22 protein-coding genes are annotated in these 24,036 nt (G+C 73.0%); 12 read left to right on the top strand and 10 right to left on the bottom strand.

Features of this window, described 5'->3' with window-relative positions; all coding sequences use genetic code 11:
- Positions 1 to 65: 65 nt before the first annotated feature.
- The 7 genes from ACH414_RS14280 to ACH414_RS14250 all read right to left on the bottom strand — a co-directional run bounded on the left by ACH414_RS14280 (position 66) and on the right by ACH414_RS14250 (position 4,883).
- On the bottom strand, positions 66 to 353 hold the full coding sequence (locus ACH414_RS14280; protein ID WP_046908577.1) for a DUF1416 domain-containing protein: 288 nt from the start codon (positions 351 to 353) through the stop codon (positions 66 to 68).
- A gap of 34 nt (positions 354 to 387) precedes the next feature.
- Positions 388 to 1,233 carry a sulfurtransferase gene (locus ACH414_RS14275; RefSeq protein ID WP_382533231.1) on the bottom strand — a complete coding sequence of 282 codons (846 nt, stop codon included), beginning with the start codon at positions 1,231 to 1,233 and terminating at the stop codon, positions 388 to 390.
- Between the two features lie 147 nt (positions 1,234 to 1,380).
- Entirely contained in the window at positions 1,381 to 1,461 is an 81-nt protein-coding gene (locus ACH414_RS14270) for a putative leader peptide (RefSeq protein ID WP_350497993.1), read from the bottom strand.
- Positions 1,462 to 1,714: 253 nt separating this feature from the next.
- The gene (locus ACH414_RS14265) at positions 1,715 to 2,404 is read right to left on the bottom strand and encodes a DUF2993 domain-containing protein (RefSeq protein WP_382533233.1); all 690 of its coding nucleotides are present in this window, start codon (positions 2,402 to 2,404) and stop codon (positions 1,715 to 1,717) included.
- A gap of 105 nt (positions 2,405 to 2,509) precedes the next feature.
- Positions 2,510 to 3,715: a hypothetical protein gene (locus tag ACH414_RS14260; RefSeq protein WP_398941973.1), complete on the bottom strand. Its 1,206-nt coding sequence runs from the start codon at positions 3,713 to 3,715 to the stop codon at positions 2,510 to 2,512.
- A gap of 10 nt (positions 3,716 to 3,725) precedes the next feature.
- On the bottom strand, positions 3,726 to 3,980 hold the full coding sequence (locus ACH414_RS14255; protein WP_382533235.1) for a MoaD/ThiS family protein: 255 nt from the start codon (positions 3,978 to 3,980) through the stop codon (positions 3,726 to 3,728).
- Positions 3,981 to 4,025: 45 nt separating this feature from the next.
- Positions 4,026 to 4,883 carry an alpha/beta hydrolase gene (locus tag ACH414_RS14250; RefSeq protein WP_382533237.1) on the bottom strand — a complete coding sequence of 286 codons (858 nt, stop codon included), beginning with the start codon at positions 4,881 to 4,883 and terminating at the stop codon, positions 4,026 to 4,028.
- 239 nt (positions 4,884 to 5,122) lie between these two features.
- On the opposite strand from ACH414_RS14250, the gene ACH414_RS14245 reads away from it, so the two are divergent.
- The 5 genes from ACH414_RS14245 to ACH414_RS14225 all read left to right on the top strand — a co-directional run bounded on the left by ACH414_RS14245 (position 5,123) and on the right by ACH414_RS14225 (position 10,457).
- Positions 5,123 to 5,896 carry a response regulator transcription factor gene (locus ACH414_RS14245; protein ID WP_382533239.1) on the top strand — a complete coding sequence of 258 codons (774 nt, stop codon included), beginning with the start codon at positions 5,123 to 5,125 and terminating at the stop codon, positions 5,894 to 5,896.
- Between the two features lie 61 nt (positions 5,897 to 5,957).
- Entirely contained in the window at positions 5,958 to 6,980 is a 1,023-nt protein-coding gene (locus ACH414_RS14240) for a LacI family DNA-binding transcriptional regulator (protein WP_382533241.1), read from the top strand.
- 110 nt (positions 6,981 to 7,090) lie between these two features.
- Entirely contained in the window at positions 7,091 to 8,242 is a 1,152-nt protein-coding gene (locus tag ACH414_RS14235; protein WP_398941970.1) for a S1C family serine protease, read from the top strand.
- Between the two features lie 20 nt (positions 8,243 to 8,262).
- The gene (locus ACH414_RS14230; protein WP_382533245.1) at positions 8,263 to 9,000 is read left to right on the top strand and encodes a response regulator transcription factor; all 738 of its coding nucleotides are present in this window, start codon (positions 8,263 to 8,265) and stop codon (positions 8,998 to 9,000) included.
- Positions 8,997 to 10,457, top strand: coding sequence for a sensor histidine kinase (locus ACH414_RS14225; RefSeq protein WP_382533247.1), 1,461 nt, complete (start codon positions 8,997 to 8,999; stop codon positions 10,455 to 10,457). Before ACH414_RS14230 ends, ACH414_RS14225 begins: the two co-directional genes overlap by 4 nt.
- Here ACH414_RS14225 and ACH414_RS14220 read toward each other — a convergent pair.
- From ACH414_RS14220 to ACH414_RS14210, 3 genes are all read right to left on the bottom strand, one after another.
- Complete coding sequence (locus tag ACH414_RS14220) at positions 10,422 to 11,354, bottom strand: phosphatidylinositol-specific phospholipase C (RefSeq protein ID WP_382533249.1); 933 nt, start codon at positions 11,352 to 11,354, stop codon at positions 10,422 to 10,424. The genes ACH414_RS14225 and ACH414_RS14220 overlap by 36 nt on opposite strands.
- Positions 11,355 to 11,422: 68 nt before the next feature.
- Positions 11,423 to 14,731 (bottom strand): FlgD immunoglobulin-like domain containing protein, encoded by a 3,309-nt coding sequence (locus ACH414_RS14215; protein WP_398941967.1) that lies wholly within the window; start codon positions 14,729 to 14,731, stop codon positions 11,423 to 11,425.
- 124 nt (positions 14,732 to 14,855) lie between these two features.
- On the bottom strand, positions 14,856 to 16,700 hold the full coding sequence (locus tag ACH414_RS14210) for a bifunctional metallophosphatase/5'-nucleotidase (RefSeq protein ID WP_386565643.1): 1,845 nt from the start codon (positions 16,698 to 16,700) through the stop codon (positions 14,856 to 14,858).
- A 140-nt stretch (positions 16,701 to 16,840) separates the two neighbouring features.
- On the opposite strand from ACH414_RS14210, the gene mshD reads away from it, so the two are divergent.
- From mshD to ACH414_RS14175, 7 genes are all read left to right on the top strand, one after another.
- Positions 16,841 to 17,767 (top strand): mycothiol synthase, encoded by a 927-nt coding sequence (mshD, locus tag ACH414_RS14205; RefSeq protein ID WP_382533255.1) that lies wholly within the window; start codon positions 16,841 to 16,843, stop codon positions 17,765 to 17,767.
- Positions 17,768 to 17,872: 105 nt separating this feature from the next.
- The gene (locus tag ACH414_RS14200) at positions 17,873 to 18,259 is read left to right on the top strand and encodes a GntR family transcriptional regulator (RefSeq protein WP_382533257.1); all 387 of its coding nucleotides are present in this window, start codon (positions 17,873 to 17,875) and stop codon (positions 18,257 to 18,259) included.
- Positions 18,256 to 19,095 carry an ATP-binding cassette domain-containing protein gene (locus ACH414_RS14195; RefSeq protein ID WP_382533259.1) on the top strand — a complete coding sequence of 280 codons (840 nt, stop codon included), beginning with the start codon at positions 18,256 to 18,258 and terminating at the stop codon, positions 19,093 to 19,095. Before ACH414_RS14200 ends, ACH414_RS14195 begins: the two co-directional genes overlap by 4 nt.
- Positions 19,092 to 20,042, top strand: a complete 951-nt coding sequence (locus tag ACH414_RS14190) for an ABC transporter permease (protein WP_398941964.1) — start codon at positions 19,092 to 19,094, stop codon at positions 20,040 to 20,042. Before ACH414_RS14195 ends, ACH414_RS14190 begins: the two co-directional genes overlap by 4 nt.
- A 221-nt stretch (positions 20,043 to 20,263) precedes the next feature.
- Positions 20,264 to 22,504: an RNA degradosome polyphosphate kinase gene (locus ACH414_RS14185; protein ID WP_398941963.1), complete on the top strand. Its 2,241-nt coding sequence runs from the start codon at positions 20,264 to 20,266 to the stop codon at positions 22,502 to 22,504.
- Positions 22,491 to 23,483 carry a CHAD domain-containing protein gene (locus ACH414_RS14180; protein ID WP_398941962.1) on the top strand — a complete coding sequence of 331 codons (993 nt, stop codon included), beginning with the start codon at positions 22,491 to 22,493 and terminating at the stop codon, positions 23,481 to 23,483. The genes ACH414_RS14185 and ACH414_RS14180 overlap by 14 nt, the downstream gene beginning before the upstream one ends.
- Positions 23,480 to 23,878, top strand: a complete 399-nt coding sequence (locus ACH414_RS14175) for an NUDIX hydrolase (RefSeq protein WP_382533267.1) — start codon at positions 23,480 to 23,482, stop codon at positions 23,876 to 23,878. Before ACH414_RS14180 ends, ACH414_RS14175 begins: the two co-directional genes overlap by 4 nt.
- Positions 23,879 to 24,036: the final 158 nt, after the last annotated feature.

The raw sequence follows: 24,036 nt of genomic DNA, 5'->3' as shown, positions 1-24,036 counted from the left end.
CGCCGCGTTCGCGTAGCCCGACAGGCGCCCCCCGCGCCGAGCGGTGCGAGGGGCGCGTCGGAGACTCAGACCGCGATGGCGACCTCGGCCAGGCCGCCCTTCTGGGCCACCACCTGGCGGTCGGCGGTGCCGCCCGGGACCAGGGCGCGGACGGTCCAGGTGCCCTCGGCCGCGTAGAAGCGGAACTGGCCGGTGGCGGAGGTCGGGACCTCGGCCGTGAACTCGCCGGTCGAGTCCAGGAGACGGACGTAACCGGTGACGGGCTGGCCGTCCTTGGTCACGAAGCCCTGGATCGTGGTCTCACCGGGCTTGATCGTCGAGGCGTCGGGGCCGCCGGGCTGCGCTCCGCACATGTCAGGAATCCTTACGGTCGAGGAGGGGGAGGGATTACTTGTTGGCGCCGAGCTCGATCGGCACGCCGACGAGGGAGCCGTACTCGGTCCACGAGCCGTCGTAGTTCTTGACGTTCTCCACACCGAGCAGCTCGTGCAGGACGAACCAGGTGAGCGCGGAGCGCTCGCCGATGCGGCAGTAGGCGATGGAGTCCTTCGCCAGGTCGACCTGCTCCTCGGCGTAGAGGGCCTTGAGCTCCTCGTCCGACTTGAAGGTGCCGTCGTCGTTGGCGTTCTTCGACCACGGGATGTTGCGGGCGGACGGGACGTGGCCCGGGCGCTGCGACTGCTCCTGCGGGAGGTGGGCCGGGGCGAGCAGCTTGCCGGAGAACTCGTCGGGCGAGCGGACGTCGACGAGGTTCTGGGTGCCGATCGCGGCCACGACGTCGTCGCGGAAGGCGCGGATCGAGGTGTCCTGGGGCTTGGCCTTGTACTCGGTGGCCGGGCGGTTCGGGACCTCGGAGCCGTCGACCAGGTCGCGGGAGTCGAGCTCCCACTTCTTGCGGCCGCCGTCGAGGAGCTTCACGTCCTGGTGGCCGTAGAGCTTGAAGTACCAGTAGGCGTAGGACGCGAACCAGTTGTTGTTGCCGCCGTAGAGGACGACCGTCGTGTCGTTGCCGATGCCCTTGGCCGAGAGGAGCTTCTCGAAGCCCTCCTGGTCGATGAAGTCACGGCGGACCGGGTCCTGGAGGTCCTTCGTCCAGTCGATCCGGATGGCGTTGCGGATGTGGTTCTTCTCGTAGGCCGAGGTGTCCTCGTCGACCTCGACGAGGGCGACCTGCGGGTTGTCGAGGTTGGCCTCGACCCAGTCGGCGTCGACCAGGACGTCGCTGCGAGCCATGCTGTTCTCCTCCGGGGCAGTGTGCGGCGGTTCGTGCAGTTCGTGCGGGTACGCGCCATCGCATGCGGGCGATGGTGGTGCTGCTGCGCGGGGTGGCCCCGACGTCACGTCGTAGGGCCCGGGGAATACGGGAGCAGTGCGTCCCGCTCAGACCGAGCGACAGAGCATGGCGGCGACGCGGCACAGGTCTACTGCCCGCCGCTTCGTGAGATCCGCCTGTCGCTTCATGCCCTCGATCGTAGGGACGGACAGGCGGCCGTGTCACCGGTGTGTCGTATTTTGAGACGCGATCGTCCGGCATGCGGGATGGACCAGGGGCGCGGGCAGGCCGGCGCGGGTGCGCGTCGAGCTGTCCGGGTTTCGCTTCTGCGGATCGGACATCGGCGTCTCAGCATGTGATCACCGACGGTGTGATGTGCCGGTATGGGTCGGTATGCGGGCCCGGGGCGGCGCCCTTCGCCGGGCCCCGGGGCGGTCGGGCTCAGCCCGCCAGGACCACGTCCCTGCCGGTCACCGTCACCGCGAGGCCGTCCTCCCGGGCCTCCACCTTCGCCAGCCGCATCCCCTTCGGCAGCCCCTGGATCCTGCGGTCGAAGTCGGTGCGGGAGCGGACCAGGTCCTCCAGGCCCGGGATGCCCTCGCCGGGCACCTCGTCGGCGCGGACGCGCAGGGTGTCGCCGTCCGCGAGGGTCACCGTGGACAGCACGCTGCGGGTGAGGGTGCGGCCCAGGATGTGCACGCCGCCGGTGACCTTCAGCTTGCCGTTCCGGCCGTACTCCACCTTGACGTCCCGGCCCGCGGCGGCGCTGAGGTCCGCGTAGGACAGCAGCGCGACGCCGGTGGCGGTGGCCGCGCGGGCACTCGTGTAGTCCTCGTCGACGGTGACGTCGTGCAGGTCGGCCGTCAGCTCGCCGATGCGCACCGGCCGCCCGTCGGCGGTCGCCCGGACGCCGGTCAGCCGCACCTCGACCTCGTCGAGGCGCTTGTCGGCGACCTGGGTGAGGAAGGGGAAGCCCTTGATGTCGACGTCGGTGGACTCGGCCCGTACGGCCCCGAGCCGCACCCGGTCGGCCGCCTCCGACTCCGCGTAGGCGACGGCCAGGCGGTCCACGCCGACCAGGATCCCGCCGAGCACGACGGCCAGGATCAGCACAATCCGCAGTGCTCGCACGGTCCATTTCCCCCTGAGACGTTTCCGGTGGGACGGGTCGGCCCCCCGACACGAAGATCGACGTGTCGGAGGGCCGGTCGGTTCCCCCGCGGGCTGTGGCGACGGTTACGCCAGGGCGCGTCCCAGCAGGTAGACCGCGGGCGCGGCGGCCGTCAGGGGCAGCGCGACGCCGGCCGTCATGTGCACGAAGCGGGAGGGGTAGTCGTAGCTGGCCACCCGCAGTCCGATCAGCGCGCACACCCCGGCCCCCAGGCCGAGCAGCGCGCCGGAGGCGCCCAGACCGGTGAACCCGCCGGCGGCGATCCCGCCGCCCGCGGCCGCGAGCAGGGCCACCACCAGGGAGACCGGGCCGGGCAGCGGCACCGCGCGGGCCAGGGCGGCGGCGGCGACCGCGACCCCGCCGACGACCACGGCGTCCGGCTCGGCACCGAGGTGCCCGGCGGCCAGGATCGCGAGGGCCGCGGAGGCGACCGTCGCCATCAGGCCGTACATCCGCTCGTCCGGATCGGCGTGGCTGCGCAGCTGGAGCACGAGCGTGAGCAGTACCCAGACGCCGAGCGTGCCCAGGATCGCGGCCGGGGCGTTCTCGCGGCCCGCGGCGAGCAGCGCGACGTCGGCGGTGACGCCGCCCAGGAAGGCGAGGGCGATGCCCTGCCGGGCCGGCCACATGCCGTTGAGCCGGAACCAGCCCGCGGCGGTGACCGCCTGGAGCAGGAGCAGCGGGACGAGCAGCGCGTACGAGCCGACCGAGGCGCCCACGGCGAGCAGGACGCCCAGCACGGCCGTCAGGGCCGCGGGCTGCATCCCGGGCTCGATGACCGGCGACCGGCCCTCGGCGCGGGCCCGCTGGGCGTCGGTGATCCGGGCGTTGCCGGCGGTGGTGGGGCTGGAGTAGGCGGGAGCCTCGGGCGTCGCGGCCACGGCGGCAGCCGCCGGAGCGGACACGGCCTCGTACGCGGGCGTCTCGTACGCGGGCGCGGGCGTCTCGTACGCGGGCGCGGGCGTCTCGTAGGACGACATGGGCGCCCCGTACACCGGCGGGTACGTCGCCGGGGTCTCGGGCGGCAGGGGGTGCCCGCCCGTGGTGTACGGGCCCGGGGCCTCCGGGGCCGTCTGCGGCGGCAGGTAGGCCGTGTCGGTGTCGTACGCGACGGGCTGCTGGGCCTGCTGGGCCTGCTGGGCCTGCTGCGGCTGGACCGTCGGCTGGAACTGGGTGTCCCAGGTCTGGCCCTCCCACGTCTGGGTGACGTGCGGGTCGTACGGCTGACCGCTGCCCGGCTCGTATGGATAGTGCTGGTCACTACTGCTCATGGTGTGCGGTTCACCCTCCTGCGAACGGGGGGAGCACCTCGACCGTGCCGCCCTCCGCCAGCCGTACCGTCTCGTGGGCGCGGGTCCCGACGGGGTCGCCGTCGACCAGGAACGAGCAGCGCCGGAGGACCCGGACCAGCTCGCCGGGGTGCCTCTCGCGGGCCGCGTCGAGCGCCTCGGCCAGGGTCTGCGCGGCGTACGGCTCCTCGGCCACACCGGCGGCCGCCTTCGCCGCGGCCCAGTAGCGGATGGTTCCCGCTGCCATAGCGGCACTCCCTTCGTTCGTGTGCGCGCCGCCCCCCATGATGGGCTATGGCCGGGCGAGCCACGCCCCGAGCCGGGCGAGCAGCTCCTCGCCCGCGGCGTTCTCCGCGTGCCCCATCCCGCGCTCCAGCCACAGCTCGACCGCGCCGTCCGGGGCCGCGGCGACCAGGCTGCGGGGGTGGTCGAGCGGGAAGTACGGGTCGCGGTCGCCGTGCACGACCAGCAGCGGGGTCGGCACGATCAGCGGCACGGCCTCGACCGGCGAGAGCGGCACGGGGTCCCAGTCCTTGTGGTGAATCCGGGTGCCGAGCCCGTAGCGCCCGACGAGCCGGCCCACCGGCCGGGTCACCACCCAGTGCACGCGCCGCATCGACGGCGTCCCCCGGTAGTACCAGCGGGCCGGGGCGCTGACCGCGGCGACGGCGTCCGCGCGGGCGTCCGTGCCGCGCTCCAGGGCGGCGTGGCGCAGCACGACGGAGCCGCCCATGGAGAAGCCGACCGTCGCCACGCGCGGGTGCCCGAGTTCGCGGGCCCAGCGGACGGCGGCGGCCAGGTCGAGGACCTCCCGGTCGCCGACGGTCGACAGGCCGCCGGAGCGGCCGTGGCCGCGGAAGGAGAAGGTGACGACGTGCGCGTGCTCCCGCAGGGCGCGGGCGGCGCGCCGGAGCGCGGGGCGGTCGACCGAGCCGGTGAACCCGTGCGCCACCACGACCGCCGTATCGGTGACACTTGCCGAGGACGGTTCGTAAACCGCCTCGATCCGGACACCGTCATCGGTACGCAGCATCGCGCGGCGGGCGTCGCCATCGTGGACGGACGGGGGTCCCGCCACGCCCCCTGGGGCGTAGGGGGAGAGCGAGGAAACATCCACCATGTGAAATCGCCCCTCTGCCTCGGAACTCATGTGAGCTATTCTGCTTGCCAGAGGATCCGGGCAACGCAGCCCCCGGGTCCTTTTGTGTTTTCCGACCGTTGTTACGGATGGATTACCGAAAGCTCTCAGGGCGCGAGAGCCGCAGGTGAGTACAGAAAGCAGTGCCGCAGACGTCCTCGCAGGGACCGAGGAGGAACCGACGTCATGGACGAGCGAACGAAGCACGACCGACCGACGACACAGGCGACGCTCCGGGCAGGAGGAGCGCGATGAGTTCTCTGCTGCTCCTCACCAACGCCCTCCAGCCGTCGACCGAGGTGCTGCCCGCCCTCGGTCTGCTGCTGCACAACGTGCGCGTGGCCCCCGCCGAGGGCCCGGCACTCGTGGACACCCCCGGCGCCGACGTGATCCTCGTCGACGGGCGGCGCGACCTCCCGCAGGTGCGCTCGCTGTGTCAGCTGCTGCGCTCCACGGGGCCCGGCTGTCCGCTGATCCTGGTCGTGACGGAGGGCGGTCTCGCGGCCGTCACCGCCGACTGGGGCATCGACGACGTGCTGCTCGACACCGCGGGACCGGCCGAGGTCGAGGCCCGGCTGCGGCTCGCGATGGGCCGCCAGCAGATCGTCGCGGACGACTCCCCCATGGAGATCCGCAACGGCGACCTGTCGGTCGACGAGGCCACGTACAGCGCCAAGCTCAAGGGCCGGGTCCTGGACCTGACCTTCAAGGAGTTCGAGCTCCTCAAGTACCTCGCCCAGCACCCGGGCCGGGTCTTCACCCGCGCCCAGCTCCTCCAGGAGGTCTGGGGCTACGACTACTTCGGCGGCACCCGAACGGTCGACGTCCACGTACGGCGTCTGCGGGCGAAGCTCGGGCCCGAGCACGAGTCGCTCATCGGCACCGTCCGCAACGTCGGCTACCGCTTCGTGACGCCCGAGAAGCCGGAGCGAACGGAGGCCCGGGCGGAGGCGCGCACGGAGGCCCGGGCGGAGGCCCGCGTCAAGGAGGACACGCGGGAACTCACTCCGGTGGAGGACCGTTAGCGTGGCGTATGCCACAAGGTGACCTGCCGGTAGGCAGGTCACCCCGCGTAGACTGCCGCGCGTGGCCAAGGTGACGCGGGATGACGTAGCGCGACTGGCGGGTACTTCGACCGCGGTCGTGAGTTACGTCATCAACAACGGACCCCGGCCGGTCGCCCCGGCCACGCGCGAGCGTGTCCTCGCCGCCATCAAGGAGCTGGGCTACCGCCCCGACCGGGTGGCCCAGGCGATGGCGTCCCGGCGCACGGACCTCATAGGCATGGTCGTCCCCGACGCGCGCCAGCCCTTCTTCGCGGAGATGGCGCACGCGGTCGAGCAGGCCGCAGCCGAGCGCGGGAAGATGGTCCTCGTCGGCAACTCCGACTACCGCACCGAGCGCGAGATCCACTATCTGCGCGCCTTCCTCGGCATGCGGGTCTCCGGTCTGATCCTGGTCAGCCAGGGCATGAGCGAGCAGGCCGCGAGCGAGATCGAGGCCTGGGACGCGCGGGTCGTGCTGCTGCACGAGCGGCCCGAGGCGATCGACGACGTCGCCGTCGTCACCGACGACATCGGCGGCGCCCAGCTCGCCACCCGGCACCTCCTGGAGCACGGGCACCCGTACGTGGCCTGCATGGGCGGCATCCCGAACACCCCGGCCGTCGGCGACCCGGTCGCCGACCACGAGGAGGGCTGGCGGCGGGCCATGCTGGAGGCCGGGCTCTCCGTCGAGGGCCGGCTCTTCCAGGCCCCGTACAACCGCTACGACGCCTACCAGGTGGCCTTGAAGCTGCTCGCCGGCCCCGACCGGCCGCCGGCCATCTTCTGCTCGACGGACGACCAGGCCTTCGGCGTGCTGCGGGCCGCCCGCGAGCTGCGCATCGACGTGCCGACGGAGCTGGCCGTGGCCGGCTTCGACGACGTCAAGGAGGCGGCGCTCTCGGACCCGCCGCTGACCACGGTCTACTCGGACCGTCCGGCCATGGCCAGGGCCGCGGTCGACCTGGTGCTCGACGACTCGCTCCGGGTGGCGGGCTCGCGCCGCGAGCGGGTCAAGCAGTTCCCCTCGGCGCTGATCGTGCGCCGCTCCTGCGGCTGCGGCTGAGCCGCGGGACCCCGCGCCCGACGGGTCTTTATATCGGGCATACACGCTTCTGTCGGGCTTCTCACCGCGCCCTCAGGCCGTTCTCATGAACGGCCCCGAGAGTCATAGCCATGACGGACAACCAGCAGCCCCAGCAGCAGCCGTACTACCCGCCGCGGCCGCCGTACGACCCCACGGAGCCCATCAGCACCGAGCCGGGCACCACCGTCTGGCCGTCCGGCGGGCACACCGGGTACGACGCCCACTCCGCGTCCGACGGGTACGCCAGGACCGGCGGGTACGACGCCCCGCCGCCGCCCCCGCAGCAGCCGGCGTTCGCCGCCGCGCCCGCCCCGGCGCCGCGCCGCCGGGCCAAGCGCGGGGTCGGCCTCATGGCGGCCGTGGCCATCGCCGCCGCGGCGGTCGGCGGCGGCACCGCGACCCTCGTCCAGCAGTGGAGCTCCGACGCCACCGCCACCGCCGCCGCCGGCCCGGTGAGCGGCACCAACGTCTCCGCGAGCAACAAGGGCACGGTCGCCGGGGTCGCCCAGGCCGTCTCCCCCTCCATCGTGGAGATCTCCGCCAGTTCCACCTCCGGCAAGTCCACCGGCTCCGGCGTGATCATCACCGGGGACGGCGAGATCGTCACCAACAACCACGTCATCGCCGGCGCCTCGACGATCAAGGTGCAGACCTCCGACGGCAAGAGCTACGACGCCAAGGTCGTCGGCACCGACCCCGACAAGGACCTGGCACTGATCAAGCTGGAGGGCGCCTCCGGCCTCAAGGCCGCCACCCTCGGCGACTCGTCCAAGGTGCGGGTCGGCGACGAGGTCGTGGCCATCGGCTCCCCGGAGGGCCTGACCGGCACCGTCACCAGCGGCATCGTCTCCGCCCTCGACCGCGATGTGACCGTCGCCAAGGAGGGCGGCCAGGACCAGGGGCAGGGGCAGGGGCAGGGCGGCCAGGGGCAGGGCGGCCCGGGGCAGTGGGACCCGAGCCAGGGGTGGCCCTTCGAGTTCGGCGGTCAGCAGTTCAACGGCGACACCGGCTCCTCGAAGACCACGTACAAGGCGATCCAGACCGACGCCTCGCTCAATCCCGGTAATTCCGGCGGCGCGCTGATCAATATGAACGGCGAGATCATCGGAATCAATTCGGCCATGTATTCGCCCAGTTCCTCGGGCGGTTCCACGGCCGGCAGCGTCGGCCTCGGATTCGCCATCCCGGTCGACACCCTCAAGGCCGACCTCGACAGCCTGCGCTCGGGCGGTGCCGCCTGAACGCATGGGACGCTGGGCCCATGACTGGCCAGCAGAACGAAGCCGAGCGCGCCGAGCGCATCCTCATCGTGGACGACGAGCCCGCCGTGCGGGAGGCGCTGCGGCGCAGCCTCGCCTTCGAGGGCTACGGGACCGAGGACGCCGTGGACGGACTCGACGCGCTCGCCAAGATGGAGTCGTACGGCCCCGATCTGGTCGTCCTCGACGTCCAGATGCCCCGCATGGACGGCCTGACCGCGGCCCGCCGCATCCGGGCCTCCGGCTCGACCGTGCCGATCCTGATGCTGACCGCCCGCGACACCGTCGGCGACCGGGTCACCGGCCTCGACGCGGGCGCGGACGACTACCTGGTGAAGCCCTTCGAGCTGGACGAGCTGTTCGCCCGGATCCGCGCCCTGCTGCGGCGCAGCGCCTACGCGGCGCCGCAGTCCGGACCGCGGCCCGAGGGCGACGTGCTCTCCTTCGAGGACCTGCGGATGGACCTGACCACGCGCGAGGTGACCCGCGGCGGGCGGCCGGTGGAGCTGACCCGTACCGAGTTCACGCTCCTGGAGTTGTTCCTGGCCCACCCGCGGCAGGTGCTCACCCGCGAGCAGATCCTGAAGGCCGTGTGGGGCTTCGACTTCGAGCCGAGCTCGAACTCGCTGGACGTGTACGTGATGTACCTGCGCCGCAAGACCGAGGCGGGCGGCGAGCCGCGCCTGGTGCACACCGTGCGCGGGGTCGGCTATGTGCTGCGCGGCGGAGGCGCCGAGTGACGAGTCCGGTGACCTGGTTCCGCTCGCGGCCGCTCCGCTCGCGCCTCGCGCTCCTCACGGCGCTCGCGGTGGCCGTGGCGGTGGCGGCGGTCTCGGTGTCCTGCTGGTTCGTGACCCGGGCCCAGCTGGAGGCGGAGCTGGACGACTCGCTGCGCTCGGCGCAGCTCACCCCGCAGGACGCCCAGAAGCTGCTGAGCTCCTGCGGGGCGACCACGGCGAACCGGCCGCCGCCGGCGCCGCGCGGCGCGCAGACGCTGCAGATCGTGTCGACGGACGGCGAGGTGGTCTGCTCGACCGGCCGCTCGGTGATCCCGGCACAGGCCTCGGACACCGCGGTGGCGCAGGGCCGGCTCGACTCGGCGCTGCACACGACGAACGCCGAGGACGGCACGGAGATGCGGGTCTACACGTACCCCATGAACCTGATCCGGCAGCCGATCTCGCAGCCGGTCGCGGTCTCCGTCGCCCGCCCCACGTACGAGATCGACAACTCGATGTCCACCCTCGCCTGGGTGCTGCTGCTGGTCTCCGGCATCGGCGTGGTCGGGGCCGGGGCGGCCGGGCTGTGGGTGGCACGGACCGGCCTGGAGCCGGTGCACCGGCTGACCGGGGCGGTCGAACACGTGGCGGCGACGGAGGACCTGACGGTCCGCATCCCGGTCGAGGGCGAGGACGAGATCGCCCGGCTCTCCCGCTCCTTCAACGCGATGACGGCCGCGCTGGCGACCTCCCGGGACCGCCAGGCGCAGCTGATCGCGGACGCCGGCCACGAGCTGCGCACCCCGCTCACCTCGCTGCGCACCAACGTCGAGCTGCTGGCCCGCAGCGAGGAGACGGGCCGGGCGCTGCCGCCGGAGGACCGGCGGGCCCTGATGGCCTCGGTGAAGGCGCAGATGACGGAGCTGTCGGCGCTGATCGGCGACCTCCAGGAGCTGTCCAGGCCGGACGCGGCGGCGCCGGGGCCGCTGGAGGTGGTGCCGCTGCACGGCATCCTGCGCGCGGCGCTCGACCGGGCCCGGCTGCGCGGTCCTGAGCTGACCTTCGTGACGGACCTGGCGCCCTGGTACGTACGGGCGGAGCAGGCCGCCCTGGAGCGTGCCCTGGTGAACGTCCTGGACAACGCGGTGAAGTTCTCGCCGCCGCGCGGGACGGTCGAGGTGACCCTGATGCGGGGCGAGCTGACGGTGCGGGACCACGGTCCCGGCATCGCGCCGGACGAGCTCCCGCATGTCTTCGACCGCTTCTGGCGCTCGCCGTCGGCGCGCGGGATGCCGGGTTCGGGACTCGGTCTGTCGATCGTGGCCCGCACGATCGGCCAGGCGGGCGGCTCGGTCGCGCTCACCCCGGCGGAGGGCGGCGGCACGGTGGCGACGGTGCGGCTGCCGGGGGCGCCGACGCCGCCGCCATCGGCCGTCGGGCCCTCAGTTGTGCCGGATGAGGGACTCGACCAGTCCTGAGCGGGTGTTGGGGAAGTCCATGGGCACGATCCCGAGGCCCTTCCAGCCCGCCCCCTCGCCGTCGACGAGCGAGTGGACCTGCGGGTTGAGCCGGTCGGCGTTCCAGCGGGGCGGGAGGCCGGCGGCGGTGGAGACGAAGTTGACGTAGAAGGGCCCGGGTGCGCCGGCGGCCTGGCGGAACTGGTCGCGGATCTCGGGCCACTTGGCGAAGGGCTCGGCCTGGTAGGCGTCCTGTACGTCGAAGTACCTGCCGTCGGCCCACCGCAGACCGGGCAGTCCGGCGTTGTCGGCGAGCAGGACGACCCTGCCGCGGGACTCCCCGAGGGTGGGGACGCCGTCGCCGATGCGGAAGAGGGACCGCCAGCCGCGGTTGTCGAGGTAGTCGTCGAAGACGGCGCGGAAGGTGGCGTCGGACTCGGTGGAGTACTCCTGCTTGACCCGCATCAGGACGGTCTCGGTGGGGTGGGCGGCGAGGAAGTCCCGGCAGGCGCCGAGGACGTCTCCGAACATGAGGTTCTGGTAGAAGGCCCCGTGGTGGATCGCGAACGACCCGCCGGTCACCCGGCACCGCACGTCCAGGAACCGGATGCCGCTGTCCAGTTGCTGGGCGATGGTGGTGTTCTGGCACTCGGTCCAGAGTCCGCCGTAGCGGGCTCCGGAGTCGTGGGTGCCGGGGATCGTGAGCGTCCGGAGCGGGGTGGGGTCGCCGTGGGCGGCCATCCAGTCCCGCGTCCCGAGGGCGTTGGCCGCCCGGGCGGAGGGGGCGCCCAGGAGCAGGGCGCCGGAGGCAGCGGCGGCGCCGGCGAGGAAGCGGCGCCGGTCCAGGCGCCGGTCCAGACGGCTGTCCGGAGGGCTGTCCGGACGCCGTTCCGATGATCGGTCCAGTGGTCGGTCCATGGGACGGACTATGGCAGGACTTGACGTGCTCCTGCCATAGTCCGTAAGGGCCGGGAGGATCGGCCGAGTCAGCGGGTGTAGTACCCGAAGACGTCCACGATCACATCCGTCGAACCGGCGTGGTTGTAGAGGTGGAACGTCCCGTCCACGACCGGCACGACCACCAGGTTCGGGACGGTCTGCCCCGGCAGCAGGTTGATGTTCGAGACCGTCGGCGTCCCCGGCACCGTCGTGGCCGCCACGTACGTCGCCCTGGTCGCGTTCGTCGCCGTCACGTTGAGCACCACCGCCGAGGCACCGGTGGCCGGCACCCCGCCGATCCCCGCGACCGGCACCGCCAGGCTCCCGGCCGGGCCGAGCGTCCTGCCGCCCACGGCCCTGCGGGTGTCGACGATCCGGGCCGGGGCCGCCGGATGGAACCGCGCGCCCTGCTCGCCGGCGGTGAAGTAGCCGGACACGTCGGCCAGCAGGTCGACCGAGCCCGCGTGGTTGTAGAGCGTGACCTTGCCGTCCTTCACGGGGACGATCACGGCGTTGGCGACGGTCCGACCGGCCGTCACGTTCAGGTTCGAGGCGCTGGTCCGCTGCGTCCCGTACGGGTAGACCGACACGTACGTCGACGCCGAGACGTTCGTCGCCGTCACATTGAGCACCACCGCCGACACCCCGCTCGCCGGGAGCCCGCCACGGCCCGCGAGCCGGACGCTCACCGTGCCCGCCGCGCCCACCTTCGCCCTGGGCGCGCCGAGCCCGCCGCGGGTGTCGAGGACCCGCCCCGGGGTCACCGGCGTGAACCGGTCGCCCCGGCCCTCCATCGTGTAGGAGCCGGCCACGTCCGCGATCAGGTCGAGCCCGCCCGTGAAGTTGTACAGCGTCACCTTGCCGTCCCTGACCGGCACGGTCACCAGGTTGGACGCGGTCCGCCCGGCCGCCACGTTCAGGTTCGAGGCGCTGGAGCGCTGCGTCCCGTACGGGTAGACCGACACGTACGTCGACGCCGAGACGTTCGTCGCCGTCACGTTGAGCACCACCGCGGACACCCCGGTCGCCGGCACCCCGCCGCGCCCGGCGACCTGCAGGGTCACCGTGTCGCCGGTGTGCACCTGCCGCTTCGGCGCGCCGAGTCCGATGCGGGTGTCCAGGAGGCGGGTCGGCGTCACCGGCCGGTACGTCCCGATGCCGCCGTGCGTCAGGAAGGACTCGTGGGTCCGGCGCAGCGTGCTCCCGGCCCCGTCGGCCGGCACGGCGCTCAGCTCGAAGGCGTAGCGCGTGTCGGCGACCTCGGCCCCGTTCTCGTCCTTCCCGTCCCAGACGGCCCTGACGAGGCCCCGGGTCCCGCCGCCGCGCAGGGTGCGGACGACGGTCCCGGTCGCCTTGTCCCTGATGCTCAGCGACCAGGAGGCGGCGGGCTTGGACAGCCACCACTCGGCGGCCCAGCTGCCGGCCTCGACGTCGTGGAGGTCGCCGGGGAGCTCGGAGTCCAGCACGGAAAGCTCCGCGGCCGGAACGCCGCTCGGCACCACGTGCAGCTGCTGCCGGTCGTCGGCGAAGACGGTGTGCCCGCCGAACCGGTCGACGCTCCAGCCGCCCTCCGGGAGCGCGTCGGCGGGCCGCCCGATCTCCCGGGTCGGGCCGCCGCCGCGCAGCGGGGTGAGGGAGAGCAGCCCGTCCTTCTGGTGGGTGACGTAGCCGTCGCCGAGGCGGGCCGAGACGTGCGCGGGCAGGGCGGTGTTCACCTGGGTCACGGTGTTCAGGACCCCGGACTTCGTGTCGCACTTCCAGTAGACGTCGGCGCCCACCGCCTGGACGTCCTTCAGGACGCAGTCGGCGAGGGTGGCCGTCCGGGTCTTCGCACCGGTGCGGATGTCGTACGCCGTGACCGCGCCGGGCGTGGCGTTCGCGGCCCACAGGGTGCCGCCGTTCAGGGCGGTCGGGGCGCCCTTGACGAGGCCGGGCGGGGTGGCGTCCGCCTTGCCGTCCAGGTCGAAGACGCGCCGGGCGCCGGCCACGTCGGTGTACGTGACGTAGCGGCCCGAGGCCTCGCGGATGCCCTCGGCGCCCAGGTCCCAGGCACCCGTGTAGACGGGGGGCAGCTTGGCCCCGGACTCCAGGACGTACATGCTGAAGCCGCTGCGGAAGACGGTGCGGCCGTCGCCGGTGGGCAGACCGAAGTACCGCTCGTCACGGGGGTCCGTGCCCCGGTCGACCCGCTCCCCCGCGGCGAGCGGTCCTGCGGTCGTCGTCTCGATGGAGCGCAGCCGGCGCTCGCCCCCCTGGGGCACCTCGTCGACGGTGTTCAGGACGCCCTGCGCGGCGGAGATCCCGACCACCCCGGTCCGCCGGGCCGGGACGGCGGCCACCCGGGTGGCCGCGAACTCGCCGTCGGCCCCCAGCGCCACCCGGTAGACCGGGCGCGCGAGGGAGCCGGGGTCGCGGACGACGCCGAGCACGCCACCGCCGCCGCTCCTCGGCTCGGAGAGCAGGTCGTCGAGCAGCACCTTCTGCGTCCCGCCCCCGAAGGGCCGGGAGAGCAGCGTCCGCCGCCCGTCGGCCCCGCCACGGGTGCTCAGGATCCGGTCGCCCTGGACGGCCACCGGGGTCTCGCCGCCGGTCCAGCCGGTCTCGCGGGCCGGGGCGGAGAAGTCGCCCTTGAGGTCCCAGACGCGCAGCTTCCCGGTGCCGGTGACGTCGATCAGCTCGTCGCCGAAGACGGTGGAGGACCCCGTGTCGCCGAGGGGCCTCGCCACCGGGGCGTCGCCGGAGAGGTCGACCCAGGCGCGGGCGTTCACCCCGCCGGCCTCGTACGCCAGCAGGAAGCCGTACGCGGTCCTCCCCTGGACCACGAACTCCCCGGCGCCGGCCGGCAGTCCGGTGACCGGGCGGTCGACCAGGGCGCCGTTGACGAGGGAGTACGTGTGCAAGCCGCCGTCGGCCGGCGTCGACTCGGCGATGACCGTGCGCCCGGCCAGGCCGATGACATCCCGGCCCGCTCCGATCAGGAGCGTCTCCTCGGGGCCGCCGCCGGCGTCCTGCAGGACGACCTTGCCCTGCCCGGCGAAGAAGCGGGCGATGGTGTCCGTGCCGTTGAAGTGGAGCTGCGCGCCGCCGTCCGCGAACGGCGTGGAACCGCCGTCGGCGTAGGAGTACCAGCGGTACGCGCCGGGCGCGAACCCCTGGAGGAAGCCCGTCGTGCCCGGCTGCACCTGCGCCGCGTCCTGATCGGGCGTCTCCTCCGCCGGGATCACCAGCTCCGCCGGTGCCTCCCCGTCCGCGGCGTGCGCGACCCCCGCCCCCACCGGCGTCAGCGCGACCAGCGCCGCCGTCGCCGCGGCGAGCGCGAGGGCGCCCCCGCGCCGCTGTCCCCACCCTGTGTCCACTCCTGAACCCCTCCCCAGAAGTTCCGATTCGAGTGAGCGTAACAAGCACTCGACCGGGTTCAGGAGACAAGGAAGGAGGGGCGGGTCCGCCGCTGCGGACCCGCCCCTCCCGTACCGCGTGGGCTTACTTCGCGATGACCGTGATCCGGTTCGCCGCCGGCACGCCCAGCGGGGCGGACGGCGAGGAGTGGGCCGCCAGGTACGCGTTGAAGACGTCCAGGTCCGACGCGCCGACGAGCTTGTTGGTGCCCTTCGCCAGGGCGCCGAAGCCGTCGCCGCCGCCCGCGAGGAACTCGTTCATCGCGACGCGGTAGGTCTTCGCCGGGTCGATCGCCTCACCGTTCAGCTTGATCGTGCCGTCGACGACGCGGTCCGCGCCCGTCTTCGTCATGTCGAGCGTGTACGTCAGGCCCTTCGAGACCTGGAGGATCTTCACCGCCTCCTGGTTCGAGCCGCTGACCTGCTGCTTCAGCGCGGCGATCAGGTTCGCGCCGGACAGGTCGACCACGTTCATCATGTTGGTGAAGGGCTGCACCGTGAAGGCCTCGCCATAGGTCACCACGCCGTCGCCCTCGGCGCCGGACGCCTTGTAGACGAGGTCGGAGCGGATGCCGCCCGGGTTCATCAGGGCGAGCTGCGCCCCGCCCTTGTCCGCGGGGGCCAGGCCCTCCAGCTGCGCGTCGGCGATCAGGTCGCCGAGCGGGCGCTCGTACGCCGTGGAGCCGCGGCCGTTGATGTCGGCGGAGATGTAGCCCTGCGGACGGTTGGCCACGGGGGCGGCGAGCGTCTTCCAGTCGTTGATCAGCTGCGTGATGTCCGCGGCCTTCTCGACGTCACGGGAGACGACGTGGTTGGCCGAGGCGACCGCGGTGCGGACGATGTCCTTGGTGCGGCGGTCGTAGGTCAGCGTGGTGTCCGTGTAGAGCTTGCCGAACGAGGACGCCGAGGTGACCAGGCGCGGCTTGCCCGACGGGTCGGGGATGCTGCACACGTACGCCTGGTGGGTGTGGCCGGTGACCAGCGCGTCGACCTGCGGCGAGACGTTCTTCGCGATGTCGACGATCGCGCCGGAGACGCCCTCGCCGTCGCCGTCCCCGTCACCGTCGCAGTTGTAGTTGTACGAGGCCGAGGCCGGCATGCCGCCCTCGTGGACCAGGGCGACGATGGACTTGACGCCCTTGCGCTCCAGGACCTTCGTGTACTTGTTGATCGTCTCGACCTCGTCGCCGAACTTCAGGCCCTTGACGCCCTCGGCGGTGACGACGTTCGGGGTGCCCTCCAGGGTCACGCCGATGAAGCCGATCCGGACGCCGTCCTTCTCCCAGATGAAGTACGGGTCGAGCAGCGGCTTCCCGGTCTTCTCCTCGGTCACGTTGGCCGCGAGGTAGGGGAAGTTCGCACCGTCGAACTTCTTGTCCTCGGTGAAACAGCCGGCGGTCGGGTGACAGCCGCCGTTCTGCATGCGGGCCAGCTCGACCGCGCCCTCGTCGAACTCGTGGTTGCCGACCGAGGTGACGTCCAGGTCGAGCTTGTTGAGCGCGCCGATCGTGGGCTCGTCATGGAAGAGGCCGGACAGGAGCGGCGAGGCGCCGATCAGGTCACCGGCGGCGGCCGTGATGGAGTAACGATTCCCCTCACGGGCCTGGCGCAGGTGCGTGGCGAGGTACTCGACACCGCCGGCGTCGATCTTCTCGGTGGTGCCGTCCGGCTTGGTCCGGGTGACCTGGCCGGAGGAGCCGGCCGGGGGCTCCAGGTTGCCGTGCAGGTCGTTGAAGGAGAGCAGCTGGACGTCGACCATCCGCCCCCAGCCCTTGCCGTTGGTGCTGTACGACGCGCCGTCGGCGGTCGCGTCGTCCTGCGAGGCACCGGCGGGGATCGCGGCGACGAGCGCACCGATGGTGGCCAGCCCCGCTCCGGCGACGAGAATCCGCCGCCCCGCCCTGTTCTTCCTCGACCGCTTCGCTGCCATCCGCTCCCCTTGAGTCCCGATCTGTCCTGCGAGCGGCAGCCTAGGGTCAACGCGCGTAGCGCAACAGGGGGTGGCTGGTTACGAGCTGGTTGCCTTTGATCTGCCCCGAGCCGGAGCGCCCCGGTCGTAGGCTCGTCACCATGACTTCTGACGCGGCGCCGGCCCTTGAACCGGGACGGCAGATCACCAGTTACGACGAGCTGGACCCCGAGCAGGTCTCGGAGGTCCTCGACCTCCTGGAGGCAGCCGACCGCGCCGACGGGATGCACGCCGTGTCCGAGCAGGGCCGGCTCTATCTGCGCCACGGCCGCCGCGAGGGCGTCCGCCACTTCCTCCTGACGGTCGGCTCGCACCTCTACGGCTACGCCCAGCTGGAGGAGACCGACCCGGTCGAGGCGCCCGCCGCCGAGCTGGTCGTGCACCCCTCGCACCGCGGCCGCGGCCACGGGCGGGCACTCGGCACCGCCCTGCTCGACGCCTCCGGCAAGCGCCTGCGGGTGTGGGCGCACGGCGGCAAGTCGGCCGCCCGGCACCTCGCCCAGGTGCTCGGCCTGACCCTCTTCCGCGAGCTGCGCCAGCTGCGCCGGCCGCTGGTGCCGCTGGACATCCCGGAGCCGGTGCTGCCCGAGGGCGTCACCGTGCGCACCTTCGTTCCCGGCCAGGACGACGCGGCCTGGCTCGCGGTCAACGCGGCCGCCTTCGCCCACCACCCCGAACAGGGCTCGCTCACCCAGCGGGACCTGGACGACCGGATGGCGGAGCCGTGGTTCGACCCGAAGGGCTTCTTCCTCGCGGAGAAGGACGGAAAGCCGGTCGGCTTCCACTGGACCAAGGTGCACGCCGAGGAGCAGCTGGGCGAGGTGTACGTCGTCGGCGTCCTGCCCGACGCCCAGGGCGGCGGCCTCGGCAAGGCCCTGACCGCGATCGGCCTGCGCCACCTGGCGGCCCAGACCCTGCCGACGGCGATGCTCTACGTGGACGCCGACAACACGGCGGCGGTGACGGTCTACGAACGCCTCGGCTTCCGCACCCACGAGGTCGACCTGATGTACCGCACGGAGTCGTAGCAGCAGGAGGCCGCACAGGCCTTGCGGAAGGGGGCGGTTGACACCGCCCCCTTCTTTCCACCACCCTTTCACTACTTGATTAGTGAAAGGGTGGTGGAAGGCCGCGTGCTCGCCTACCGCATCGACCGGCGCAGCGGCGTCGCCACGTACCTCCAGATCGTCCAGCAGACCAAACAGGCCCTCCGCATGGGCCTGTTGCAGCCGGGCGACCGCCTGCCCACCGCGCGCGAGGTCGTCGAGGCCACGGCCATCAACCCCAACACGGTCCTCAAGGCCTACCGCGAGCTGGAACGCGAGGGGCTCGTCGAGGCCCGCCGGGGCCTCGGCACCTTCGTCCGCGCCACCCTCGGCACCGGCCCCGCCGACTCGCCCCTGCGCGGCGAACTCGCCGACTGGACCCGCCGGGCCCGCGAGGAGGGCCTCGGCCGGGAGGACGTGGCCGCCCTCTTCACCTCCGTACTGGACACGTTCTTCAAGGGGGACGACGCATGACCACCACGACGGCGCTCGGGGCCGAGGGCCTCGGCATCCGGTACGGAGGGCGCGCCCGGCCCTGGGCCCTGCGCGACTGCTCCTTCGCCCTGCCCGCCGGCCGCGTCTGCGCCCTCGTCGGCCCGAACGGCGCCGGAAAGTCGACCCTCCTCGCCCTCGCCGCCGGACTGCTCCGGCCGACCGAGGGGAGGCTCCAGGCGCCGCCGCGCGAGCACCTCGCCTACGTCGCCCAGGACAAGCCGCTGCACCCCCGGCTCACCGTCGCCGACACCCTGCGCATGGGCCGCGAGCTCAACCCGGGCCGCTGGGACGAGGCCGCCGCCCGCGCGGTCGTCGGCGACCGCCTCGACCCCCGCACCCCCGTCCGCGAGCTCTCCGGCGGCCTGCGCACCCGGGTCGCACTCGCGCTCGCCCTCGGCAAGCGCCCCGGGCTCCTCCTCCTCGACGAGCCGATGGCCGACCTGGACCCGCTGGCCCGCAACGAGCTGATGGGCCTGCTCATGGCCGACGCCGCCGAACGCGGCACCACCGTCGTCATGTCCTCGCACATCCTCACCGAGCTGGACGGCACCTGCGACCACCTCCTGCTCCTCGCCGGCGGCCGGATCCGCCTCGACGGCGCCGTCGACGACCTGCTCGCCGCCCACACCCTGCTCACCGGCCCCGTCGCCGACCTCGCCCCGCACACCGTGGTCGACGCCCGCACGACGGGTCGTCAGCTCACCGCGCTCGTCCGCCGCGAGGGTCCCCTCGACGGCCCCTGGCAGGCCACCGAGCCCTCCCTCGAAGACCTCCTCCTCGCCCACCTCCGCACCGCCGAAGGAGCCGCCGCGTGAGCACGCCCGCCCTGAAGGGCCCTTACTGGGTGACGGCCCGCCAGTACCGCCGCACCCTCTGGGTGGTGGCCGGCGCGGTCGCCCTCTCCCTCGCCGTGATCGGCGGCCTGCGGATCCGGGACGCCCGGACCCCCGACGTCCACCTGGCCGACGGCTCCTGGGCCCCCGCCGACGAGAGCCACGGCTACGAGGCCCTGCGCCTGGCCATGGAGTACACGGGCACGGCCCTCCTCCTCCTGCCGCTGCTCGTCGGCGCCTTCGTGGCCGGCCCGCTGATCGCCCGCGAGTTCGAGACCGGCACCTACCGGCTCTCCCTCACCCAGTCGGTCCGCCCGGCGGCCTGGCTGCGCGCCAAGGTCCTCACCGCCGGCGGCGTCGCCGTGGCGGCCACCCTCGCCCTCCTCGGCGTCTACCGGCTCGGCTGGAGCCGCGTCTCCGGCACGTACCTCTTCGGCTGGGGCGACCGCGGCACGTACGAGGGCACCGGCATCGTCCTCGTCGGCTACGTCCTCGCCGCCGTCGCCGTCGGCGCCCTCATCGGCCAGCTCGTCCGGCGCACCCTCCTCGCGATGTCCGTCACCGGCCTCGTCATGGGCCTGGTGATGTTCGTCCTCGGCAGCCTGCGCTGGAGCCTGCTCGGCGTCGAGACGGTCACGGGCCCCGTCGGCAGGGACGCCGCCCCGCTCTCCCCATCCGGCTACTGGCTCATGATGGACACCGGAATGCTCGATGCCCACGGCAACCGCCTCCCCGAGTGGACCTGCTTCGCGCGCACCCAGAACCTCACCGACTGCCCGCCCGACCTGGGCATCACCGGCCAGTACCTCGACTACCACCCCCGGTCGCACTTCTGGCCCACCCAGCTCGCCGAGACGGGCATCCTGCTCGCCCTCGCCGCCCTCGCCCTGTTCGCCGCCTTCCGCGTGCTGCGCGCCCGGCACCCGTAACCCCGGCCGGCGGGGCCCGATGCGGCCCCGCCGCCGATTCCCGCACGTCACGTCCTCGTTACCGAACATTCAGACGCGCTTGCGACGCTCACGCAATGAAGCGCTCCGTGTCCGCGTCCGCCCGGGCCCTCCCGCAGGGAAGACTTCCCAAGGGGAGACTCCCCGCCCCCACGGCCCGCTCCGACGCGCCCCACCAGCCCTTCGCGCGGAAGAATGGGACCATGAGCCAGCAGCCCGCCGAGGTCCCGGTCCAGTCGTCCACGAAGACGCCCGCCCAGCCGTCCCTGGGGTCCATAGCCGCCCACCGGCCGCACGCCGTCAACGGCGCGCCCGTGAGCGACCTCGAACCCGACCTGGACGCCGATCTCGACGCGTACGAGGAGGACGACAGCGCCGGGGAACTCCCCCAGGGCCGCTTCCTCGACCGGGAGCGCAGCTGGCTCGCCTTCAACGAGCGGGTGCTCGAACTCGCCGAGGACCCGCACACGCCACTCCTCGAACGAGCGAACTTCCTCGCGATCTTCGCGTCGAACCTCGACGAGTTCTTCATGGTCCGCGTCGCCGGCCTCAAGCGCCGCATCGCCACCGGGGTCGCCACCCGCTCCGCCTCCGGCCTCCAGCCCCGCGAGGTCCTCGACCTGATCTGGACCCGCTCGCGCGAGCTGATGGCCCGGCACGCCGCCTGCTACCAGCAGGACGTGGCCCCCGCCCTCGCCGACGAGGGCATCCACCTCATCCGCTGGCCGGACCTCACGGAGAAGGAGCAGGCCCGCCTCTTCACCCTCTTCCGCCAGCAGATCTTCCCCGTCCTGACCCCGCTGGCCGTCGACCCGGCGCACCCCTTCCCGTACATCTCCGGGCTCTCCCTCAACCTCGCCGTCGTCGTCCGCAACCCCGTCAGCGGCCACCGCCACTTCGCCCGCGTCAAGGTCCCGCCGCTGCTCTCCCGCTTCCTCGAGGCCTCCCCCGAGCGGTACGTCCCCCTGGAGGACGTCATCGCCGCGCACCTGGAGGAGCTCTTCCCCGGCATGGAGGTGCTCGCCCACCACATGTTCCGGGTCACCCGCAACGAGGACCTCGAAGTCGAGGAGGACGACGCCGAGAACCTGCTCCAGGCGCTGGAGAAGGAGCTCATGCGGCGCCGCCTCGGCCCGCCGGTGCGCCTGGAGGTCGAGGAGTCCATCGACCCGTACGTCCTCGACCTCCTCGTCCGCGAGCTGAAGATCTCCGACGCCGAGGTCTACCCGCTGCCCGGCCCGCTCGACCTCACCGGCCTCTTCGGCATCGCCTCCCTCGACCGGCCCGAGCTGAAGTACCCGAAGTTCGTCGCCGGCACCCACCGCGACCTCGCCGAGGTCGAGTCCGCCTCCGCGCCCGACATCTTCGCGGCCGTACGCGAGCGGGACGTGCTCCTGCACCACCCGTACGACTCCTTCTCCACCTCCGTCCAGGCCTTCCTGGAGCAGGCGGCCGCCGACCCGGACGTCCTCGCGATCAAGCAGACGCTGTACCGCACCTCCGGCGACTCCCCGATAGTCGACGCCCTCATCGACGCCGCCGAGTCCGGCAAGCAGGTCCTCGTCCTGGTCGAGATCAAGGCCCGCTTCGACGAGCAGGCCAACATCAAGTGGGCCCGCAAGCTGGAGGAGGCCGGCTGCCACGTCGTCTACGGCCTGGTGGGCCTCAAGACCCACTGCAAGCTCTCCCTGGTGGTACGCCAGGAGGGCGAGGTCCTGCGCCGCTACTCGCACGTCGGCACCGGCAACTACCACCCCAAGACCGCCCGGCTCTACGAGGACCTCGGCCTGCTCACCGCCGACCCGCAGGTCGGCGCCGACCTCTCCGACCTGTTCAACCGGCTCTCCGGCTACTCCCGCCGCGAGACCTACCGCCGGCTGCTGACCGCCCCCAAGTCGCTCCGCGACGGCCTGGTCTCCCGGATCAACAAGGAGGTCGCCCACCACCGCGCCGGGCGGCCCGCCTACGTCAAGATCAAGGTCAACTCGATGGTCGACGAGGCCGTCATCGACGCCTGCTACCGGGCCTCCCAGGCCGGCGTGCCGGTCGACATCTGGGTCCGCGGCATCTGCGCCGTGCGCCCCGGTGTCGAGGGCCTCTCCGAGAACATCCGGGTCCGCTCGATCCTCGGGCGCTTCCTGGAGCACTCCCGGGTCTTCGCCTTCGGCAACGGCGGCGAACCCGAGGTCTGGCTGGGCAGCGCCGACATGATGCACCGCAACCTGGACCGCCGCATCGAGGCCCTGGTCCGGGTCGCCGACCCCGCCCACCGGGCCGCCCTCACCCGGCTCATGGAGACGGGAATGTCCGACACCACCTCCTCCTGGCACCTCGGACCGGACGGGAACTGGACGCGCCACGCGACCGACCCCGAGGGCCAGCCGCTGCGGCACGTCCAGGAGATGCTCATCGACGCGCGGAGGCGCCGGCGTGCACAACCCTGACATCACCTCCGAGGTCTCGGCCGGCGAGGTCCTCGCCCCCTATCTGCACGCCCGGGCCGCGGACTTCCTCCGCGGCCTGCGGCTGCACGGCGACAGCGGAGCGGACACGGCGGGCGCCGAGGAGGCCACCCGCACCCTGCGCTCCGCCGCCCGCCGCATCAGCGGGACCCTCCACACCTTCCGGCCGCTCCTCGACACCGCCTGGGCCGACCAGCTCCGCACCGAGCTCGCCTGGCTCTCCGGCACCCTCGCCCTGGAACACGCCTGCACCTCCCGGCTGGTCCGGCTGGTGGACGCGCTGTCCCGGCTGTCGAGCGGCGGCGCCGGACCGGCCGTCCCCGCCGCCCGCCGTACGGAGAGCCCGGGCGCCGGCCTCACCGTCGGCGCCGCCCGGGCCGGCGCCCTCCTCGAACGCCAGCTCACCCTCGCCCGCACCCGCGCCCACTCCGCCGCCCTCCAGGCGCTCGGCTCCTCCCGCTTCCACGCCGTCGCGGACGCGGTCGCCCTGCTCGCCTCCGAGGTCCCGTTGGGCCCGGCGGGCGCCGCCCCGGCCGTCGAGGTCCTGGACGCCCCCGCCGCGGTCGTCGAGGCCCGCCTCCTCGACGCGGTCGCCACCCTGCCGCTGACCCGGGCGGCCCACCCGTACAACGCCGAGGCCCTCGCGCTCGCCGGCGAGAACCAGGACGCCCCCTGGCACCAGACCCGCGCCCTGCTCCGGCTGCACCGCTACGCCGGCGAGGTCCTGCACGCCGGCGCCGAGCCGGACCCGGTCCTCTACGAGGCCGGGCGCGCCCTCGACCGCCACCGCGACGCCGCCGAGGCCGCCGCCGCGGCCGCCGCGGCCGCGCGCACCCCCCGTATCGCCCCGGCCACCGCGTACGCCCTCGGCGTCCTCCACGCCGACCAGCGCCATGACGTCGAAGCGGCCCGCTTCGCCTTCCAGCACGCCTGGTCCCGCGCCACGGCGGGCGTGTCGTGATCCTGGCGGCGGGCTGTGTCCTCTGGCGCCCGGCCGCCTCCGGCCGGGGCGTCGAGATCGCGCTGGTCCACCGCCCCAAATACGGCGACTGGTCCCACCCGAAGGGCAAGCTGAAGCGGGGCGAGACGGCACGCGAGTGCGCCCTGCGGGAGGTGCACGAGGAGACCGGCCACACCTGTGAGCTGGGCCGCCCCCTCCCCACCGTCCACTACCCGGTGAACGGGCAGCCCAAGGAGGTCAGCTACTGGGCCGCCAGGGCCCTCGGCGGGACCTTCACCCCCAACCGCGAGGTCGACGCCCTCGCCTGGCTGCCGCCCGCCGCGGCCCGCGCCCGCCTCACCCAGCCGCGCGACCGCGAGCTGCTCGACGCCCTCCTCACGGCAACGACGAGATAACGGACCGCACCTCACCTTCCGGCACGGTTCACTTCCCGTTCACTCTCCCCCGCCGACCACTTCACCTGTTCTGCCTAATTTCGGCCGTACGAGGTGCTCAGCCCCAGCGCTGCACCCACCACCCCGACACGCGCCGCCGTACAACGTTCAGGACAGCA

The organism is Streptomyces sp. NPDC020422, assembly GCF_044386705.1.
Lineage (GTDB): Bacteria > Actinomycetota > Actinomycetes > Streptomycetales > Streptomycetaceae > Streptomyces.
This window is presented reverse-complemented; position numbering and strand designations above follow the sequence as displayed.

What these genes read in the sequence shown, in the direction of transcription:
- ACH414_RS14275 (WP_382533231.1), bottom strand. Translation starts at nt 1,233, where the DNA reads ATGGCTCGCAGCGACGTCCTGGTCGACGCCGACTGGGTCGAGGCCAAC.
- ACH414_RS14230 (WP_382533245.1), top strand. Translation starts at nt 8,263, where the DNA reads ATGACTGGCCAGCAGAACGAAGCCGAGCGCGCCGAGCGCATCCTCATC.
- mshD (WP_382533255.1), top strand. Translation starts at nt 16,841, where the DNA reads ATGACTTCTGACGCGGCGCCGGCCCTTGAACCGGGACGGCAGATCACC.
- ACH414_RS14250 (WP_382533237.1), bottom strand. Translation starts at nt 4,883, where the DNA reads ATGAGTTCCGAGGCAGAGGGGCGATTTCACATGGTGGATGTTTCCTCG.
- ACH414_RS14195 (WP_382533259.1), top strand. Translation starts at nt 18,256, where the DNA reads ATGACCACCACGACGGCGCTCGGGGCCGAGGGCCTCGGCATCCGGTAC.
- ACH414_RS14280 (WP_046908577.1), bottom strand. Translation starts at nt 353, where the DNA reads ATGTGCGGAGCGCAGCCCGGCGGCCCCGACGCCTCGACGATCAAGCCC.
- ACH414_RS14245 (WP_382533239.1), top strand. Translation starts at nt 5,123, where the DNA reads ATGAGTTCTCTGCTGCTCCTCACCAACGCCCTCCAGCCGTCGACCGAG.
- ACH414_RS14220 (WP_382533249.1), bottom strand. Translation starts at nt 11,354, where the DNA reads ATGGACCGACCACTGGACCGATCATCGGAACGGCGTCCGGACAGCCCT.
- ACH414_RS14255 (WP_382533235.1), bottom strand. Translation starts at nt 3,980, where the DNA reads ATGGCAGCGGGAACCATCCGCTACTGGGCCGCGGCGAAGGCGGCCGCC.
- ACH414_RS14210 (WP_386565643.1), bottom strand. Translation starts at nt 16,700, where the DNA reads ATGGCAGCGAAGCGGTCGAGGAAGAACAGGGCGGGGCGGCGGATTCTC.
- ACH414_RS14260 (WP_398941973.1), bottom strand. Translation starts at nt 3,715, where the DNA reads ATGAGCAGTAGTGACCAGCACTATCCATACGAGCCGGGCAGCGGTCAG.
- ACH414_RS14270 (WP_350497993.1), bottom strand. Translation starts at nt 1,461, where the DNA reads ATGAAGCGACAGGCGGATCTCACGAAGCGGCGGGCAGTAGACCTGTGC.
- ACH414_RS14185 (WP_398941963.1), top strand. Translation starts at nt 20,264, where the DNA reads ATGAGCCAGCAGCCCGCCGAGGTCCCGGTCCAGTCGTCCACGAAGACG.
- ACH414_RS14235 (WP_398941970.1), top strand. Translation starts at nt 7,091, where the DNA reads ATGACGGACAACCAGCAGCCCCAGCAGCAGCCGTACTACCCGCCGCGG.